16 protein-coding genes are annotated in these 18127 nt (G+C 33.9%); 6 read left to right on the top strand and 10 right to left on the bottom strand.

All coding sequences use genetic code 11. From position 1 onward, the window contains the following. Positions 1-21: 21 nt before the first annotated feature. Positions 22-702, bottom strand: a complete 681-nt coding sequence (locus tag R2Q59_RS13200) for a hypothetical protein (RefSeq protein ID WP_316785823.1) — start codon at positions 700-702, stop codon at positions 22-24. A gap of 77 nt (positions 703-779) precedes the next feature. Between R2Q59_RS13200 and R2Q59_RS13195 the strand changes: the two genes are divergently transcribed. Beyond that, positions 780-1340, top strand: a complete 561-nt coding sequence (locus R2Q59_RS13195; RefSeq protein ID WP_316769697.1) for a DUF1543 domain-containing protein — start codon at positions 780-782, stop codon at positions 1338-1340. A gap of 199 nt (positions 1341-1539) precedes the next feature. On the opposite strand, the gene R2Q59_RS13190 is transcribed toward R2Q59_RS13195, so the two are convergent. Both R2Q59_RS13190 and R2Q59_RS13185 read right to left on the bottom strand, forming a co-directional pair. Continuing rightward, positions 1540-1980 carry a carboxymuconolactone decarboxylase family protein gene (locus R2Q59_RS13190; protein WP_316785822.1) on the bottom strand — a complete coding sequence of 147 codons (441 nt, stop codon included), beginning with the start codon at positions 1978-1980 and terminating at the stop codon, positions 1540-1542. Between the two features lie 193 nt (positions 1981-2173). Beyond that, positions 2174-2743: a Crp/Fnr family transcriptional regulator gene (locus tag R2Q59_RS13185; RefSeq protein WP_316769693.1), complete on the bottom strand. Its 570-nt coding sequence runs from the start codon at positions 2741-2743 to the stop codon at positions 2174-2176. A 112-nt stretch (positions 2744-2855) separates the two neighbouring features. On the opposite strand from R2Q59_RS13185, the gene R2Q59_RS13180 reads away from it, so the two are divergent. After that, on the top strand, positions 2856-3311 hold the full coding sequence (locus tag R2Q59_RS13180; RefSeq protein ID WP_316769691.1) for a PA2169 family four-helix-bundle protein: 456 nt from the start codon (positions 2856-2858) through the stop codon (positions 3309-3311). A 61-nt stretch (positions 3312-3372) separates the two neighbouring features. On the opposite strand, the gene R2Q59_RS13175 is transcribed toward R2Q59_RS13180, so the two are convergent. From R2Q59_RS13175 to cphA, 7 genes are all read right to left on the bottom strand, one after another. Next, positions 3373-4881, bottom strand: a complete 1509-nt coding sequence (locus R2Q59_RS13175) for an AAA family ATPase (protein WP_316785821.1) — start codon at positions 4879-4881, stop codon at positions 3373-3375. Positions 4882-4890: 9 nt separating this feature from the next. Further along, complete coding sequence (locus R2Q59_RS13170; protein ID WP_316785820.1) at positions 4891-5721, bottom strand: ATP-binding cassette domain-containing protein; 831 nt, start codon at positions 5719-5721, stop codon at positions 4891-4893. Between the two features lie 3 nt (positions 5722-5724). Next, positions 5725-6495, bottom strand: a complete 771-nt coding sequence (locus R2Q59_RS13165) for a hypothetical protein (protein WP_316785819.1) — start codon at positions 6493-6495, stop codon at positions 5725-5727. A gap of 41 nt (positions 6496-6536) precedes the next feature. Then, the gene (locus R2Q59_RS13160; RefSeq protein ID WP_316785818.1) at positions 6537-8351 is read right to left on the bottom strand and encodes an OmpA family protein; all 1815 of its coding nucleotides are present in this window, start codon (positions 8349-8351) and stop codon (positions 6537-6539) included. A gap of 42 nt (positions 8352-8393) precedes the next feature. Next, positions 8394-9515 carry a hypothetical protein gene (locus R2Q59_RS13155; protein WP_316785817.1) on the bottom strand — a complete coding sequence of 374 codons (1122 nt, stop codon included), beginning with the start codon at positions 9513-9515 and terminating at the stop codon, positions 8394-8396. Then, entirely contained in the window at positions 9515-10180 is a 666-nt protein-coding gene (locus R2Q59_RS13150; protein WP_316785816.1) for a hypothetical protein, read from the bottom strand. Before R2Q59_RS13150 ends, R2Q59_RS13155 begins: the two co-directional genes overlap by 1 nt. Before the next feature lie 189 nt (positions 10181-10369). After that, positions 10370-12988: a cyanophycin synthetase gene (gene cphA, locus R2Q59_RS13145; protein ID WP_316785815.1), complete on the bottom strand. Its 2619-nt coding sequence runs from the start codon at positions 12986-12988 to the stop codon at positions 10370-10372. A gap of 268 nt (positions 12989-13256) precedes the next feature. On the opposite strand from cphA, the gene R2Q59_RS13140 reads away from it, so the two are divergent. The 4 genes from R2Q59_RS13140 to R2Q59_RS13125 all read left to right on the top strand — a co-directional run bounded on the left by R2Q59_RS13140 (position 13257) and on the right by R2Q59_RS13125 (position 18079). After that, a complete protein-coding gene (locus R2Q59_RS13140; protein ID WP_316769678.1) occupies positions 13257-14129 on the top strand; it encodes a cyanophycinase in 873 nt (290 codons plus the stop codon). Positions 14130-14174: 45 nt separating this feature from the next. Beyond that, positions 14175-15017 carry an isoaspartyl peptidase/L-asparaginase gene (locus tag R2Q59_RS13135; protein ID WP_316785814.1) on the top strand — a complete coding sequence of 281 codons (843 nt, stop codon included), beginning with the start codon at positions 14175-14177 and terminating at the stop codon, positions 15015-15017. A 21-nt stretch (positions 15018-15038) separates the two neighbouring features. Continuing rightward, entirely contained in the window at positions 15039-15710 is a 672-nt protein-coding gene (locus R2Q59_RS13130; protein ID WP_316769676.1) for a hypothetical protein, read from the top strand. Between the two features lie 95 nt (positions 15711-15805). Continuing rightward, entirely contained in the window at positions 15806-18079 is a 2274-nt protein-coding gene (locus R2Q59_RS13125) for a sensor histidine kinase (protein ID WP_316785813.1), read from the top strand. Positions 18080-18127: the final 48 nt, after the last annotated feature.

Raw genomic sequence — 18127 nt, 5'->3', positions numbered from 1 at the left:
CATTGGTGAGTATCTCATAGTCTATTTCCTATTCCCTATTTCATCTTTAAAACCAGTTAAATAAATATAGTAAAACATACAAGCAGACGCTATTGCACCGAATGTATGCCATAAGAAATGGGTTCCTGTATTTAGCCATTCCCATTTATCCGCAATGCGAAATGTAAGTGCAATTACAAAAGCAATAAGTGCATAGCCTACCCACTTTCCATCTTTCCATTTCGTTTTAATCAAATATCCTAACACTGGAAGCAGAACCAATGAAGCCATCATTGCATAATTTATGTTGAGGAATAGCTGTATGTTGTTTACCGCCAATGTATTTCTGAAATAGAATTGAAGAGTTAGATAAGCAATCACTACTGAAATTGCGAAATACCATTTAATCAGCTTTGCTAAAAAGTAGACCCCAGCGGAAACACAGAGCAGCATGATAAGTAGCCAATCCATCATTATAAATATATTCCATTTCCTAAAAGCGTGATATGTTGTTCCGCCGATGCCGCCTATATAAAGTAACACCAAACAATAGGTTAAAAATGGATGAGCTTTATGATCTCTCCATAATTTAAATGTCCAATAAATTGCTATTCCTAGAAAGAAGCAAGAGGTTAATGCGTTTAATGGCTCTGGAAAAAGTTGTTGTAAGTTTGTTTCGGTATAAAGTGAACCACCATCTGGTGGATTTTGGAGTAAGCGCATATTAAATGTTTGTTTTTTAAAAAACGTTAAGTGAAATTAAATGTTTTAATTTTAACTCATACAAATTTCACAAGCCAATGCAAACTCCAAGGTTGTTTATGATATTATTGGGCGCTACACCAAAAGGAAGAAATATAGAGCAACATGATATATTCTTCGGCATTGGAACATCTGTAAAAGAATTATTGCCAGAGATGCTAGCTTTTTGGCCTGAGGCAAAAGGTAAAATCCATGTTGATGCTTATAGGATTGTTAACAAGGTTGGCAATTATAAGGTTGAAGTAATTGCTAAGGAAGAAGAAAATAAAACTGAAGTAAGAAGTTTGTTCTTTATGAATTTAGGCGGTTACAAAAGAGATGAATTTGAAGAACTTCATTATAAGATGCTAGCAGTTTCAGACCAGAAAGCACTTGCCATAAAAGAAGCCAAGGAAACAGCATTTTATAAGCATGTTGGCTTTAAAGGTGCAACATCTCACATAGATGATAAGTTTGGGGTAGATGTAGATGATATTTTTGAAATCAAGGATATTTTATCAGCAGAAACAAAAGGCAAGTATGCCTTAAAGTTTTCTCCTGCGGATGGTTTGCCAGAGGATGAAATCTTTTTAGGATACTTGCCTTTATCGAAAATATGAGTTTGTGATGAGGTTTTGTCATTCAGGGCAAAGCGAAGAATCTCTGGGTAATAGATTTATCGGCCTCATACTTACACAATAGTTATTATTACCTTGAAAACGGATATCTTGAAGCGAACAATTATTTGCCTGCAATCGCATTACGATACCCAATCGAGTTGGGTATGACGAGCAATTCAAAGCAGGAATGAAAAACGAATTATGCAGGTTGCAATTGTGTAGCAATCGCCATTCTATTCCAAGCATTAATCGTTATAATTGCCATCATGATTTGAGCCAATTGGTTTTCATCAAATATCGATTTTGCTTTGTTGTATGTTTCATAAGAAACACCACCATTTGCAATTAAAGTCATTTCTTCGGTTAAAGCCAAAATAGCTCTTTCTTCTTCTGTATAAAGATTAGCAACTTCCCTCCAAGCATTTAGTAAATAAATACGTTGTTCTGTTTCTCCGTGTTTTCTAGCATCTATAGTATGCATATTGATACAAAATGCACAGCCATTAATTTGAGAAGCTCTAATTTTAATTAATTCTTTATGAGTTTTATTAATGGTAGTTGCTGCTAAATAAGTTTCTAAACCCATTAATGCTTTATAAGCTACTGGCTCAAGTTGACCAATGTTTATTCTAGTTTCCATTTTTAATTGTTTTAAATAATGAATCAAAGGTAAATTGATGTGAGCTAGTAAAACTTAAACTAGTTTAAGAAATAAAGTTGAATTAAAATGAATTGTCAGTCTAAGCTTGTCGAAGACTATTGTAGAAATCCTTCGACTACGCTACCGATGTAAAATCGGTACAGGTCAGGATAACAATACTTTAGAGATAGAACTAAACCTTCTTCCTTAATTCGCTTAAATACTCTGGGGTTAAACCTAAATAAGAAGCCAACATATATTGTGGAATGCGTTGAACAAACTCTGGGAATAGAGAAACAAATTGGCGGTAGTTTTCTTCTTTAGAATAATCGTAGAAGTATTTAAACCTCATCTGAGATGCAGCATAAGCACGTTGGATAATGATTCTGAAGTACTTTTCAAGTTGTGGCAATTCCTTAAATAGCTCATCTTGTTTATGGTGTTCTATTACAACAACTTCAGCATTTTCTACAGCTTGAATATAAAAATGAGCTGGCGACTGCATCGTAAAACTCATATAGTCTGCTATCCACCAGTTTTCTAAAGCAAACTGGGTAATTTGTTGTACTCCTTTATCATTGATGAAATACATCCTTAAAAGACCTCTTTCTGTAAAATAATTGGCTTTACAAACTTGGCCTTCCTGTAGTAAAAATTCTTTCTTTTTTAAGGAAATTGTTTTTACATAAGATGATAGAATCTGTAATTCATCCTCGTTGAGGGAAATGTATTTTTTTAAATGTTGAATGAAATTTGGTGACATATTGAAGATTAACACTCAAATATATAAAGCTTTTGGTATTCCTAAATGCGCTAAGTTATTTTAAACTTTTCTTTTGGGTCAATGTTCTTTAGTCACATCAAAACTAAAAATTATGGAAACGAGAACAGTAAATGCAGAAATTTTAAACGACCTGGTTCAAATAAACAATGATAGAATTGCAGGTTATGAAAAAGCCATTGAAGAGTTAAAATCGGAAGACGCTGATTTGAAATCTTTATTTGTAAGAATGATTGGCGAAAGTCATAAACTGAAAATGGCTTTGGCTACAGAAGTACAAGCATTAGGAGAAGATATTGACCAAGGAACCACAAATTCAGGCAAAATTTATAGAGCTTGGATGGATGTTAAAGCAGTTTTTACAGGTCATGATCGTAAAACAGTTTTAAACAATTGTGAGTTTGGAGAAGATGCAGCTCAAAAAGCATATAAAATGGCATTAGCCGAAGAAGATTTATCAGCGGATTTAAGAAGTTTAATAACTGAACAGAAAGCCCAATTAAGAGCATCTCACGATGAAATTAAAGCATTAAGAGACTCCCAAGCATAATTAAACTTGCTATGCAAAAAGCCATCTTGATTTAATTGGGATGGCTTTTTTTGTTTGAGCCTTATTTTTCTTCTTCGTTAGAAAAATAGACTTTCTTTTCTGTTTCTTTTGGTTCTGGTATATCTTCTTCAGTAATCGACTTTAAAATCTCAGGACTAATTTTTTTTAACTTAATAATTCTGTTCGCTTGATTTTGAACACATTTTTCAAATAGATTTCTAACAACCCTTGCATTTCCAAAACCTTCATCTTTTTTTGAATATAATAAATCAAAAGTATCTTTTAATTTATCCTCAGCATCTTTGGAAACTGTAAAATCAGACTTTTTGCAGAAGTTTTCAAAAATTTGAAATAGCTCAGCCGGGGTAAAATGTTTAAAAGAGAAGTATCGATTAAACCTTGAATTTAATCCTGGATTTGATTCAATAAAGAGTTTCATAGGCTCAGTATAGCCCGCAGCTACTACTACCAAATCATCTCTTTTATCTTCCATTCTTTTTAGTAAGATACTTATGGCCTCGGCGCCATAATCGTTGCCAAATGTATTTTGTGTAAGAGCGTAGGCTTCATCAATAAACAATACGCCTCCTATACTTTCTTCTACTATTTTGTCAACTTTTGTAGCCGTTTGCCCAACATAACCTGCTATCATTCCTTCTCTATCAGTTTCATAAAGTTGGCCCTTAGAAAGAAATCCCAAGTGTTTAAAAATTCTACCCAACAATCTTGCCACGGTGGTTTTTCCTGTGCCTGGAGGGCCTAAAAAAACAGTATGTAAAGATATTTCAATATTCTTTAAACCCTTTTGGCTACGTTTTTTTTGTATTTCAAGTAGGTTTATTAATTCTTCTATATCTTTTTTCACATTTTCTAAGCCAACAAGCTCATTAAGCTCTTTCATTACTTTTTCTAATGAATCATCGGCTATGGCAGCAGCCTCATATTTGCTCTTGACTTTAGATGGTTCAAAGCCTAAAAAACCATTTAATTCTTTAGTGTTCGAAAAGTCTAAATTGTAAGCGTACTTTAAAAAGACTTGAATTTGATTAGCAGCAATGTCAAGCCTTTTATCTTTTTTTTCAGCTAAAGTAGATAAAATGTAATAGTGATTTTTGGTTGTAGAAAGGGTATTGTCTTTTTTTATTTTGAGTAAATGAACCTTGAATTCTTCACTAGTAACTAATTTGTTCAAGGCACTAATTCCTGCTACATCTGCAAAGTGATTGTTTCTTAAAGCGTCATAATAATAAGCTAAAACAAACCTTGATGTAGGACTTTCCTTAGCTTCGTTTTGTTGATAAGCAGTTATAAGGTCAGAAATGAAAAAATGCTCCGCCTTTAAAAGTAAGTTGTTACTTCGGTTTACTTCAGCATTTATGCTACTTACAAAATCATCATCTTGATTTAGTATCGCACAAAGTGCTAATACTTTTTTTGTCTCTTGCTCAAGTATTTGAATAAATTCTGCTGTAATAATCATTTTATCGCTACTAGTTTCAGCAGATTTTAAATACTCTTTTATAGACAAAAAGGAGTTTTCTAAGAATGAAAATGGATCTTGTTTTTTCAAAGGTTTCTTTTAAGAAATCATCATTTGGTGAATAATGTCTTTTGATAATTGGATATGTTTTTCTCCATATAATTCCCAAGCCATACCTAAATCTCTCAAATCAAATTTGGCTACAATTGTTCCATAACTTTCTTTTTTACCATTAACAGTGGGATAGCCAATTACATAAATTGTTTGTGCTAGCTCAATAGCTAATTCAATATCATGTGTAGAGAAAATAACGGTATTAAAATCTGAAGTGCTGCTTAACAATTCAAATGATTTTTTTACTTCTTGAATATTGCCAACATCTAAGCCAGAGAAAGGCTCATCCAAAACAATAAAATGGTCTGAGGAGAAGAGTTGTTCTATGATAGCAGTTCTTTGTCTTTGCCCCCCAGAAAGTTCATTGGGATATTTATCAACACAGGTATCAAGCCCCCATTTTTCTATATATTCTTTTATTTTAGCCTCTTTTTCCGTTTCCGTAAGTGAAGTTTTTCTAAGCGCAAATTTTAAAGTCTGATGAACGGTTTTATGCCTAAACAAGGTATATTTTTGGTCTACAAAGCCAATATTGCCTTCTTTAACCACTTTTGCCACATTCGGTTCTGTCGCTTCAAAATCTTTAATTAATATCTTGCCAGTTTTACAAGGCACCAAACCAGTAATAGCTTTAAAAAAAGTTGATTTACCTCTGCCAGACCTCCCAACAAAAGCGATTACTTGTCCAGTATGTTCTATGCCATCACGCACTACATCTTTTTCTGTTAACGTAATGTCCTTTATAATTATATGATCATCATAAGCTACGCTTAGATTTTCTATGTATAAAAGAGTTTCTTTATATTGATGTTTCATGCGTTAAATTTTTGAATATCTGAAGATTGCTTTTCTTAAAAAATTGATTCCAGAATCCAATCCTAAACCAATTAATAGAATGATGATTTGCAAAGCGATGATGCGACCATGGTTCATGAATTTATCAGAATTCTTTATCAAGAATCCTAATCCGCCAGATGCGACAACAATTGATTCTACGGTTACCAACATCATCCAAGCAATGGCTAGATTTTGCCTGATTACATCAATCACATAATCTATTCTACCTAATATAATTACCTGCCAAAGCACTTCCCATCTGCTACACTTTAAGGTTTTAGCATGGTCAAATTCTTCTTCAGGTATATCTTTAATAACAGCTATTAGCGATGTAGTTAAAAAGGTAGTTAAAAATATAACCAAGATCCACACTTGCATATTCCTTGCATCATGAACTAATAGGGCAACATAAAATGATAAGCCGGTAAAGGGTAGAAATCTAAATTTTGTTATAAATTCTGACACAGGCTTAAGTGCAGGAATTGGCCAAGAATAAGCCAATAACATTGAAATCACTACAGCCAAAAAGATGGACAGAAAGCATAATTTGAGCGAGTTAAAAATATGTTCGACCAAGCCTTCATTATAAAGTGCAGTAAAGCCACTGAAAACTTGAGCAGGAGAAGGAAACAAATGTTTTGTACCCGAAGTGCCAATAAACCAAATAGCAATTAAAAGTACAATCCACAAAACCAAAATAATGGTCTTATTGCTTTTGGAAATTTTTTCAAAAGGAGTTAAGAATTTAATCATAATATTTAAAAAGGCTATTGTTTAGATAGCCTTTAAGTTTTTTATTTTAATAAGGTAATTACAACACGCCTATTTAATGCTTTACCAGCTGGGGTATTATTTGATGATAGAGGTTCGTTTTGCCCTTTACCATCTATCAGTTGGAAACGGCTTGCAGGAATCCCTTTCTGCTTCAGATAATCTACAACAGCTTGTGCCCTACTTTTCGAAAGCGCTAAGTTTCCATCAGGGTTACCTACATTATCTGTATGGCCAACCACTGTAAGTTTTGTGTTTTCTGCTTGCACCAATAGGTTATAAATTTTTTCAACTTCTTTACTTGAAGTACTTGAAATTTCTGCACTACCACTATTGAAATTGATTTTCCACTCACCTGAAGCTACAACCTCAGTAGCCTGATTGCTATAATCTGCCTTATCAGCTGAAGTTGACTCAATATCATTGATGTTTTTTAAGAAGAATAAATTAACAGCTTGGTCATATGGCACAACTTCGCCCACGTTTTCATTAAAGCCGAATGGATTTAAATCTTTTAAATAGCCAGAAACTTGATTGTACACCGATTTATATCTGTTAACACCATCAGTTAAACCAAAATATTGCATTGCATCAGCGTAGTTAAATACTTTTGAACCACCCATGTTGTAAGTTAAGCCATTTTTAGTTGCAGATTGACCTTTAAACATTTTGTACCAGTATTCTGGTGTTTCCATTTTATAAGTATCTGTAATTGCTTCAGAAGCTCTAACTTTCCAATCTTCGTAATTTTTAATTTGGTTAGAAGCAACCAATGCTGATTTTAAGATGTTAGAAACAATTTCTGGATTTTTAGTAGCCCATTCTTTAACACCAATTACAGCGGTTGGCATTTGGTTATTAAACTCTTTGGTAGAAACAATATCAATAAAGCCAGAAAGTTTATCGAAAACCGTTTTATCTCCAGGAGTCCAAGTTGCACAACCATCAATTTTTCTACTTACTGTCTTGCCAGTTAATTTACCATTTACAACTTCCTTTAAAGAAACAGTCCATCCAGTAGTTTGAGATTTGATTAATTCTTCTGCAGATTTAATGTAATCATCATTTTCTGATGGATAAATATTAACAGCATCTGCATCGTAAGTAGTAGGGTCTGGATTTACTTTCAATCCATTCGCGAAACAATAGTTAACAGTTGTTACCCAGTCACCATCACCTAATACAGCAGATATAACAGCACCTTTCATAGATTTAGGATCAGATTTCCAGCTTGGTGGGCCGATTAATTTATCCTCACCATAACTCATACCAACTACACCCATAACCTGTAAATGGTATTTATCTTTACCATATTTTTCGTCTAAAGCTTTCTGAACAGAGCTGATATAGAAAGGAGCTCCATCGCCCATTATCATTACTGCAAAAACACTTTTGTCAGAACTAGGGAAAGCTTGACCTTTATCAAACTCTTCAATAAATTTCATTTGCATATTGCGAAGTTCCGAAAGCCAATCCTGACGAATAATCTCAAGGTTCACTCCGTTTTTCTCCATTAATGAACCTTTAGTGGTTTTTGGCCCACCATTAGCTACTATAATTCCTGATTGTGCATTCCATGCGTAACCAGCAATTCTAACCAAAGGTTTTTCGCTTACTTCAGTAGAAATATCTTTAGATGGTATTTCAATTTTCTCGGCATTAGTAACGTTATTAACATCGGTTTGGTTAACATCCATACCAGATAGTTGTTTAGATATAGATGTTCTTATCCCTGGCGACGCATAATATACACCAGCCAAAATAGCCCCAATAACTGCTATAACAATTAGTAGTTCTGAAAATGTTGTTAATTTCTGCGTTCTTAATATTTTTCCCATTTTAGTTTTTGTTTGTTTTAAGGTATCTTATAATTGATATGGTTAGAAGATTTCTCCGAAACCACCATTGTTTAATTTTTCTTCTTTGGTTAGTTTATAGTTTGGATTATTATATTTTGTTGAATCTGGCACCACACTATCTCCAGTTTTAATCTGGTCAGCTAAAGTGTCTAATCTAGAATATAATTCATCGTTATCTACAGAATATTTAGATGTTAAAGCATCAATGTCTATTAGGTTTTCAGAGGTTTGAGCAATATCTAGTGCAATTGTAGAGGTAACAACTTCCAATGCATATTCAAGTTCCCAGTCTTGTGTAAACATCATGGCGCTTTTCGCACTTTCGGTAGCTTCTTTAGCATTTTTTGCGAATTGATATTCTTTCTCTAGCATTTTTATGGTGGCATCAAAATCCGCAATTTTAATATCAATAGCAGTACCCGCTAAAGTAAGTTTTCTATCCATTTTACCTAAAACATTAGCTCTCACGCCATACTTTTGAATGAAGTTTTTACTTTGCTCATATTGGGTAGAAACTCTTTGCGAATCGCTAAGTTTTCTAGCTAATTCACTTTGTAGTGTTACATAATCATCAGTATCTTTTGCTGCAACACCGCCTTGTTTTACCATTTCATCCATGGCAGACTTTAATTTTTCTGCTTGTCTTTGTAGGCTTAAAACATCGTCTTGGAAAACTTTTGCCTCTTTTTCAGCTTTGCTAGCCTCAATTTCCATTTCATTTTTCAGCCCTTTTAACTTAGCCTTGGTGTTTTTAAAAACCTCACGATTTTTAATCATCTTTTCCTTTTGCTCATTTAACTCATTAAAAGGATTACTTTGTATTAATGCTTTATGTATATTCTTAGTGGCAAATCTTAATGCTTTCATGATTACTGGATACATCATTACCAAGAAAACCAAAAACACGCCTGTAGCCGAAATTGCAATAGCTTGCCCAAGCATTGTAAAAAGTGGCGGAATAATATATGTCCAGGTTAGATAGCCACCAACACCTAAAAGACCCAGAGCTAAAGCCCAAAACAATCCTTTCTCGCCCTTTTTTAATGCCCCAGCCTTTAAGGCTATTTCTCCTTTTGCTTCATCAAAATGTTTTAATATTGGTAGGGATAAAAGGGTGCTCTTTTCTTGTTCGTACTTGTCCATTATAAATATTGATTTACTCCTGTTAACACTGTGTTTATAGATTCAAGAATTTTATTTTTAGCAAAGTTATTTGCCTCTATTTTCAATTGAATTTCAGAATATTGCTCTCTATTACCTTCTCCTACCTTTAAAAGCTCTGCCTTTTTCGTTGCTAATTCTTGTTGTAGCTGTGCAATTTTCGATTCTAAGTCTGTAATAGATTTAGTTAATGATTGCTTTTGAGCAGAAATATTTGTGTCTAAAGTAGATTTTTTAGTTTTACCATCAGTATCATATTTGCTATGAACTTTTTCAATTTCAGCGATGTAAAACTTTGCTTTTTCTACAAGAAATTCTTTAGTTAAACTAGGGTTTATGGTTTTTCCCATTGTAAAAGCCATCTGGTAGCTTTGAGGGTTGGTTACACCAACTGCCATTACAGATTTATAAAGTTCAAAAAAATCAAATCCTTGAGCGTTAAGAGATTCAAAGCCTTTTTCATAAACTGCTAAAATATCAGTTAAAAAAGGGTTTGGTAAAGAGTTCTCTGTAAAATATTGTTGCTGTTGATCTGGAAATTTATTCTCTAATTCTTTTGTAATAACAGGTGCTGGGCTTTCGTTTTTTTCATTATTAGTGTCTTCATTAACGAAAAGACCTTTCCAGTTGAATGATTCTTTTGCCATAGTTTAATTTTAATCTTGTATTAAGATATAGATTGTGCGTTATTGTTTCGATAAATGTAAAAAAAATCTGTATTTATTTAATCAATACCTATAATGTTTATTTAGTACATCCATTACCTAATCAATAATGCGAATTGCTAATAAGTCTAAAACAACAAAGCTCCAATTTAATGAAGCTTTGTTGTCGGATTATTTTTTATCTAATTCCTTATCTAAATAATAAGTTGCCTTTTGAATAGCATTATCAATGGTATCACTTAAAATTGTGATGAATGAACCAGATTTTGCATTGTTAACTAGGTTCTTCATACAATCTTCTCCATTGTTATTAATCTCAATCGGGATGTTTGGTTTTACTTCTTTCAATCCTTTTACCAATAGGTCTATAAGTTCCTGTTGTTTTCGACCGCGAAGATATTTTTCTTGACAGATGACAACTTTATCGAACATTTGAGCTGCAATACGAGCTGTTTCTATAATATCTTCATCTCTTCTATCGCCTGTGCCCGAAATTACACCAACATGTTCTGTTGCGGCAACAGTTTGTAAGTAAGCCTTGATGCCATTAAAACCATCAGGGTTGTGCGCAAAATCAACTAAGATTTTAAAGTCTTTAAACTTAAAAACATTCATCCTACCAGGTGTATGTGCGGCAGAAGGAATAAATGTTTCTAGAGACATTCTAATATCCTCGGTTTTATAACCCCATAAAAACGTAGTTAAGGTTGCTGCTAAAACATTTTGTATCATGAAATCAACAGAGCCATTAAATGTTAAAGGAATGTGCGTAGCTTTTTCGACACGGATTTTCCAATCTCCTTTTTTAATAGTAACATAACCATTTTCGTAAATAGCAGAAATACCTCCTTTTTTACTGTGTTCTTTAATTACTGGATTTTTTTCATCCATACTAAAATACGCTACATTGCAACTAGCACTTTCTGCAATTTTTAGGCAGTAAGAATTGTCAGCATTTAAAACTGCCCAGCCTGTTCTTTTAACAGCGCCAATAATTACGGCTTTTACTCTTGTTAAATCATCCAATGTATTTATATCGGAAATACCCAGATGGTCTTCCTGAATATTAGTTACTACACCAATATCACACTGATTAAAGCCTAAACCAGCACGCAAAATTCCGCCTCTTGCGGTTTCTAAAACAGCAACTTCTACCGTTGGGTCTTTTAAAATAAACTCTGCACTAAACGGACCTGTTGTATCGCCTTTCATCAACAAGGTGTTTTGCACATAAATTCCATCAGATGTGGTAAAACCAACCCTGCTACCATTATTTTTCACAATGTGAGCAATTAAACGAGTAGTTGTAGTTTTTCCATTTGTGCCAGTAACCGCGATGATTGGAATACGGGCAGATTTTCCAGGAGGATATAACATATCAATTACTGGAGCTGCTACATTACGAGGTAAACCTTCGCTTGGAGCCAAGTGCATTCTAAATCCTGGTGCGGCATTTACTTCTAAAACTACACCTCCGTTTTCCGTTAATGGCTCAGTTAAATTTTGCGCCATGATATCAATACCACAAATATCTAAACCAACAATTCTAGAAATTCTTTCGCAGATAAAAACATTTTGAGGGTGAACTTGGTCGGTTACGTCAATAGAAGTGCCGCCAGTACTTAAGTTTGCAGTAGATTTTAAGTAAACGATTTCTCCCTTTGGTGCTACAGTTTCTAATGTATAACCTTTTTTCTCTAATAAGTCTTCAGTATCGCGGTCAACGGTTATTTCTGTAAGTACATTTTCATGGCCATAACCACGACGAGGGTCTTCATTTTCTTTATCAATTAATTGTTGAATAGTGCTTTTTCCATCACCTTTTACATGGGCAGGCACACGTAAGGCGGCGGCAACCATTTTATGATCAATAACTAATACTCTAAAATCGTGGCCAGTTATAAATTTCTCTACAATAATCCTTCGAGAATATTCTTTAGCATAATGAAAAGCTGCGATGGCTTCTTCTTCATTTTTTACGTTTATGGTTGCTCCTTTTCCGTGGTTTCCATCCAATGGTTTAAATACTAACGGAAAGCCAACTCTTTTAATGGCGTCATGAACATCATCGAGTGTGGAGGCAGTAACACCTTTAGCAACAGGGATAGCGGCATCACTTAATAAACGTTTAGTTTCATCCTTATTACCCGCAATATCAACAGCAATGCTACTTGTTCTTTCAGTCATGGTAGCCCTAAAACGAACTTGGTTTTTACCATAACCCAATTGCACTAACGAACTTTTGTTTAACCTTATCCAAGGGATATCTCTTGCAATGGCTTCATCAACAATAGAACCAGTACTTGGTCCAAGCCTTTCAGATTCTCTTAATTCACGCATCCTTTGGATGTCATGTTCAAGGTCATATTCTTTATCATTTATTAAAGCTTCTGCAATGTTAACTGAAGCTTCTGCTGCATAAACGCCAGCTTTTTCTTCAAGGTAACTGAAAACAACATTATAAATTCCTTCTGTTTTTGTTTGGCGAGTTCTGCCAAAACCTGTATCCATTCCTGCTAAGGTTTGAATTTCCAAAGCAATATGTTCTATCACATGTCCCATCCAGGTCCCTTCTTCAATACGTTCTAAAAACCCTCCAGGTGCGCCTTTAGAGCAACGATGAGTTTGCAAACTCGGAATTAACTTTTCAATTCTTTCTCTAAAACCTTCAATAACGTTTGTTGGGCGTTGCTCAAGCTCTTCCAAATCTAAACGCATTTGGATTAATTTCTTTCTGTTTATAGACCAAATATTCGGTCCTCTTAGCACTTGTATGCCTAATATCTTCATCGTTATCTAGTTTAATTATTGTGGTAAAAGATTGTTGTAGCCTTTGAGTTTTTCAGCTCAAAAGAAAAATTAAAGTATAAAATATTTTTCGAATTATAAGACTATGCCTTATAAAAGAAGAAATACAGATTGCTTGTTTTAATCTAGGTGTAAAATACAAAAAACGCCATAGATTGTTAATTAAAAGTATAATATTGATAAAAATAATGTTAATTAGTTAGGCTAATGGCATATATTTGGCATTTTAGTAGATATCTAGACGATAAGAATGGCTCCAAAAGGTAAATTAATAATAATTGGTGGTGCAATAAATACCGGAAGTTTTGCGGAAACGCAGTTCGGTTTGCCACAAAACATGAACTTTTTTGAGCGTGGAATTTTAAAAAGAATTACTACAGAATCTATAAAAGGTAATGATTCGCGGTTCGAAATTATGACAACCGCATCTTTAATTCCGGTAAAAGTAGGCGAAGAATACATTAAGGCTTTTGCACAGTTAGATGTACATGATGTTGGCGTAATGAATATTGGAAGTAGAGAAGAGGCCAATAAACCAGAATATGCAGAGCGAATTAAATTAGCTGATGTAATTATTTTTACTGGCGGAGACCAATTACGCTTGACTTCTATTTTCGGAGGAACAGAAATTCATCGTGTTTTGCTGGATAAATACCAAAACACAGAGTTTGTAATTGCAGGTACATCAGCAGGTGCTGCAGCAAGTTCTAAAAATATGATTTACCAAGGAAGCAGTAAAGATGCCTTGCTAAAAGGTGAGGTTAAAATTACTGGTGGATTAGGTTTTATAGATGACGTAATTGTTGACACCCACTTTGTTCAACGTGGTAGAATTGGCCGTTTATTATATGCTGCAGCAAGTAATCCTGGTATATTGGGGATTGGTTTAGGCGAAGATACTGGTTTGTATATTCAAGGAAATACAATGGAAGCCATAGGTTCTGGGATGGTTATTTTAGTTGATGGTCGCCACATGGCTGATACAAATTTAACTGACGTAGAAATGGGTCAGCCGGTCTCCATTAAAAATATGATTGTTCATGTCATGTGTGATGGAGATATTTATGATTTGACTACACACCAATTAGTTATTCATCATCCAAAAGTTGTACCAACGGAATAAATTATTAAAAGGCCCTCTCCTTTGGGGAGGGTTGGGAGGGGCCGAATGAAAGTTATTATACATGGTGGTTTTTTTAGTGAATCATCTACCAATCAAGAAACAAAAAAGGCTAAACAAGATGCATTAGCTTCAATTGTAGAAAAAGCATATCAATACTTAAAAACACATTCGGCTTTGCAAACTGTGGTTTATACGGTTGCTTTATTAGAAGATAATGAGCTTTTTAATGCAGGCATTGGTTCTCAAATACAAAGCGATGGCAAGGTTCGTTTAAGTGCTTCTTTAATGGATGGCAAAACCCAAAAATTTAGTGGAGTTATCAACCTTGAAGATGTTAAAAATCCGATTGAAGTTGCGGAAAAGCTCCTTTCTTATGATGATAGAGTTTTAAGTGGAGAAGGCGCTTTAGCTTTTGCTCGTGATAATGGGTTTGACTATTTTAATCCAATTACCGCACAGCGACAAGCAGAATATCAAGAAAAATTAAATCAGCAAGAAAGAAAAGGAACAGTTGGTTGCGTAGCATTAGATGCAGATGGAAATCTGGCAGTTGCCACCTCTACTGGTGGAAAAGGTTTCGAAATTCCTTGCAGGGTAAGTGATTCTGCAACTGTAGCTGGTAATTTTGCCAATGAGTTTGCGGGTATTTCCTGTACTGGTGTTGGAGAAGATATTGTGAGTGGAGCTTTGGCTGCTAAAATTGTAACTCGTGTTACCGATGGTTTTACTTTACAAGCTGCCTGCGATAAATCATTCTCAGAATTAAAACCTTTTGATGGTTTTGCTGGAGTTGTTGGGATATCTGCCAAAGGCGAAATTTATCATTGCGATTCACATCCCTACATGGTTTGGGCATCTTTCGACGGTAATTTGCAAGTGTTTAACTAAAATTTTACATATCTTTATCGGATGAATAAAATTTGTTTAGCGCTCGTTTGCTTCTTTTTTGTTTCTAGTGCTGTTGGCCAGAATGTAAATTCAGGACCTCAAGATGTTCCTGCTCCTGTAATTAATATTGCAGTTTCAAATACAGATGAATCTACTGGTGACGAGTTTTTTGCAGATGCAGAAAAAAATGAACGCCGTGGTGATTTAAATGAAGCTTTAACCTTATTTGGTAAAGCAGCATTTGAATATAATAACGATAGAAAATTTAGTCGTTATGGTGCTACTTTGCTTAGAATGAGTAATGTACACATGCTACTTACACATTATACAGAGGCAGAGCAAGTTGTCCTTAATGCTGCCTTAAAAACTTATTCTAAAATTGGCAGCAGGTCTGGTCAGATGGCATCTTATAATCAATTGGGTAAAATTTATTTTGCAGCAAATAAATTGACACAGTCGCTTTGGTTTTATACCCAACAGGGGATTTTAGCGCAACAACTAAAAAATAATACTTCATACATCGATTCTGTGTTGGGCATCGCTGCTATAAAAATCAAAAAGAAAGAATATTACTTGGCTACAAAAGATGTGAATAGAGCAGAATTGCTAGCCAAAAACTCTAAAATTACCCAGTTTACTCAACAAATAAAGAGTAATCGCTCTGTTATAGCAGAGAAACAAGGGAAGAAATAATTCTTATAAATAGCTTAAAAACTTCCTTTCTCTTTCCATAAATATACCCATTGGCAGGTATTTACTAAGGTATTTTTTTGAATGATATTTAGGATATGAAAAATCCCTTCATATCTAAAATTGTTTACCTAATAGTGGCATTAATGTGCTGCTTTTCAAGCGCTTTCGCTCAACAATCAAAAATAGATAGCCTTACCAAAATTGTTTCTAAAACAGGAACCAATCTTGCTTACATAGATGCCTTGAATAGCTTAGCTTGGATGCTTTCCAAAACAGATTCAGCAAAGGCAACTAATTATGCTATAAAAGCAAAAAATTTGGCTACTAGTAAAAAATATACAAATGGTCTTGCAGAAGCCTACAAGTCTATCGGCAATGTCCAGTCCTATAAAAATCATACTTCTGCCGCCGTAGAAAATTTTCTAATTTCTAATGATTATTATACCAAGCTGGATAATAAAATGCAGATTGGTGCTAATTACAATAATATAGGAATGGCTTATAAAATTGTAGGCAATCTAAATCAAGCATTAGTTTATTTTCAAAAAGCAGAAAAAATTCATCGTTCTGGAAAAGATATTGAAGCTACATCTACAATACTAAATAACTTGGGAGCTCTTCATTATGATTTAGGCAATTATAATAAAGCCATTGAATATTACATTGAGTGTACTAAACTAATGGATAAGATTAAGAGGCCAAAAGAAAATGCCCAAACTTTTATAAACATTGGTAATGTACTCAGGCTTCAGAAAAATTTTAAGGAAGCTTTTTCATATTATGACAAGGCAATAAAAATATTAATAGATTTTAACGACCAATTAAATTTAGGCATTGCTTATTTAAACCTAGCAAATGTACACATCGAGCAATCTGCTTATGATAAGGCTATTACGATAATAAATTTAAGCCTTAACGCATTTGAAAAAGCAAACTTTAAGCGAGGAGTTCAGATTTGCTATAATAATTTAGGTGCAATATATCTACGGCAAGAAAAATATAAACAAGCAATTCCCTTTTTGGAGAAATCTATTAAAATAGTCGAAGAATCTAAGAATTTCGCTGGATTGGCATTGGTTCAACAAAATATTGGTTACGCTTATACAAAGCTCAAGGATTTTAAAAAAGCTGAAGAATGGTTTGATAAATCATACGCAACTGCATTAAAATATAATAAAGCTAATATGAGCACTTTTGCCGAAATATATAACCACAGGTCTTCTTTAGATTCTGCAATGGGGAATTTTCAGCAAGCTTTTTTTATTAGAGAGAAGTATAGAAATATTAAGGATAGCTTACTTAACGACAAATTAAGTAAACAAATTAATGAGCTTAATACGAAGTATCAAACTGAAAAAAAACAGCAAGAAATCGCATTATTAAACAATAAAAACCTCATCCAAGGGCTCGAATTAAACAAGTCGAAACTAGAAATTCAAAACCAAGAACTAGAGAACGAAAGAAATGTTTTCAAGATTGGTTCTCAAACATTATTACTTCAAAAAAATAAAATCCTTTTGGATAGAAAACAATTAGAAGCAAAGGCAAAAGCACAACAAATTAAGTTATTAGCCTCACAAAATAACGTTCAAAAACTAGAGTTATTGAAGAGAAACATCTTTCTTGGAATTATTGCAGGAGCATTGCTCATTACTATATTATTGAGCTATCTGTTTTACAATCGCTATAAGCTAAAGCAAGAAGCTCGTTTGCACGAGGAAGTAATTACTCAGCAAGATTTGGCTACAAAGGCAGTGTTAAATGCTGAAGAGAATGAACGGAAACGTATTTCTGGAGAGTTACATGATGGCTTAGGCCAAATGTTTTCTGCTGTTAAATTGAATTTATCTGCTTTAACAGATGGCTTAAGTTTTAAAGATGAGCACACGAAGGAAATGTTTGGTAAAACAATGAATTTGGTTGATGAAAGCTGTAAAGAAGTTAGGGTAATATCACACCAAATGGCACCTAATGTTTTGCTGAAATCGGGATTAGCAGCTGCGGTTAGAGATTTCATTAATAAGATTGATTCTCGCAAACTAAAGATTAATCTAGAAACCTTTGGTCTACTAGAGCGCCTAGACCAAAATATTGAAACCGTTCTATACAGGGTGATACAGGAAACAGTAAATAACGTGATTAAACATTCTGGAGCAAACGCCTTGGATATTCAATTAAATAAAGATGAAGAAGGTATAAACGCAATGATTGAAGATAATGGAAAAGGTTTTGAAGCCAATCAAATAGAAAAATTTGAAGGCATCGGACTGAAGAACATTCGTACTCGTGTTACGTTTTTAAAGGGTACCGTAGATTTTTCATCAAGCCCTGGCCAAGGAACTTTGATTGCAATTTTTATCCCTTTTTAGCCTCAAAAAATACCTACAAATGGGTATATGTACTGAAGCTAAATAAGC

This window comes from Pedobacter frigiditerrae, assembly GCF_032678705.1.
GTDB classification, from domain to species: domain Bacteria; phylum Bacteroidota; class Bacteroidia; order Sphingobacteriales; family Sphingobacteriaceae; genus Pedobacter; species Pedobacter frigiditerrae_A.
Note: the sequence above shows the minus strand (reverse complement) of the source record. Positions and strands in the feature narration are given on the sequence as shown.

Excerpts from the sequence above, each read along its gene's own strand:
- R2Q59_RS13200 (WP_316785823.1), bottom strand. The coding sequence starts at position 702 with ATGCGCTTACTCCAAAATCCACCAGATGGTGGTTCACTTTATACCGAA.
- R2Q59_RS13195 (WP_316769697.1), top strand. The coding sequence starts at position 780 with ATGCAAACTCCAAGGTTGTTTATGATATTATTGGGCGCTACACCAAAA.
- R2Q59_RS13190 (WP_316785822.1), bottom strand. The coding sequence starts at position 1,980 with ATGGAAACTAGAATAAACATTGGTCAACTTGAGCCAGTAGCTTATAAA.
- R2Q59_RS13185 (WP_316769693.1), bottom strand. The coding sequence starts at position 2,743 with ATGTCACCAAATTTCATTCAACATTTAAAAAAATACATTTCCCTCAAC.
- R2Q59_RS13180 (WP_316769691.1), top strand. The coding sequence starts at position 2,856 with ATGGAAACGAGAACAGTAAATGCAGAAATTTTAAACGACCTGGTTCAA.
- R2Q59_RS13170 (WP_316785820.1), bottom strand. The coding sequence starts at position 5,721 with ATGAAACATCAATATAAAGAAACTCTTTTATACATAGAAAATCTAAGC.
- R2Q59_RS13165 (WP_316785819.1), bottom strand. The coding sequence starts at position 6,495 with ATGATTAAATTCTTAACTCCTTTTGAAAAAATTTCCAAAAGCAATAAG.
- R2Q59_RS13160 (WP_316785818.1), bottom strand. The coding sequence starts at position 8,351 with ATGGGAAAAATATTAAGAACGCAGAAATTAACAACATTTTCAGAACTA.
- R2Q59_RS13155 (WP_316785817.1), bottom strand. The coding sequence starts at position 9,515 with ATGGACAAGTACGAACAAGAAAAGAGCACCCTTTTATCCCTACCAATA.
- R2Q59_RS13150 (WP_316785816.1), bottom strand. The coding sequence starts at position 10,180 with ATGGCAAAAGAATCATTCAACTGGAAAGGTCTTTTCGTTAATGAAGAC.
- cphA (WP_316785815.1), bottom strand. The coding sequence starts at position 12,988 with ATGAAGATATTAGGCATACAAGTGCTAAGAGGACCGAATATTTGGTCT.
- R2Q59_RS13140 (WP_316769678.1), top strand. The coding sequence starts at position 13,257 with ATGGCTCCAAAAGGTAAATTAATAATAATTGGTGGTGCAATAAATACC.
- R2Q59_RS13135 (WP_316785814.1), top strand. The coding sequence starts at position 14,175 with ATGAAAGTTATTATACATGGTGGTTTTTTTAGTGAATCATCTACCAAT.
- R2Q59_RS13130 (WP_316769676.1), top strand. The coding sequence starts at position 15,039 with ATGAATAAAATTTGTTTAGCGCTCGTTTGCTTCTTTTTTGTTTCTAGT.
- R2Q59_RS13125 (WP_316785813.1), top strand. The coding sequence starts at position 15,806 with ATGAAAAATCCCTTCATATCTAAAATTGTTTACCTAATAGTGGCATTA.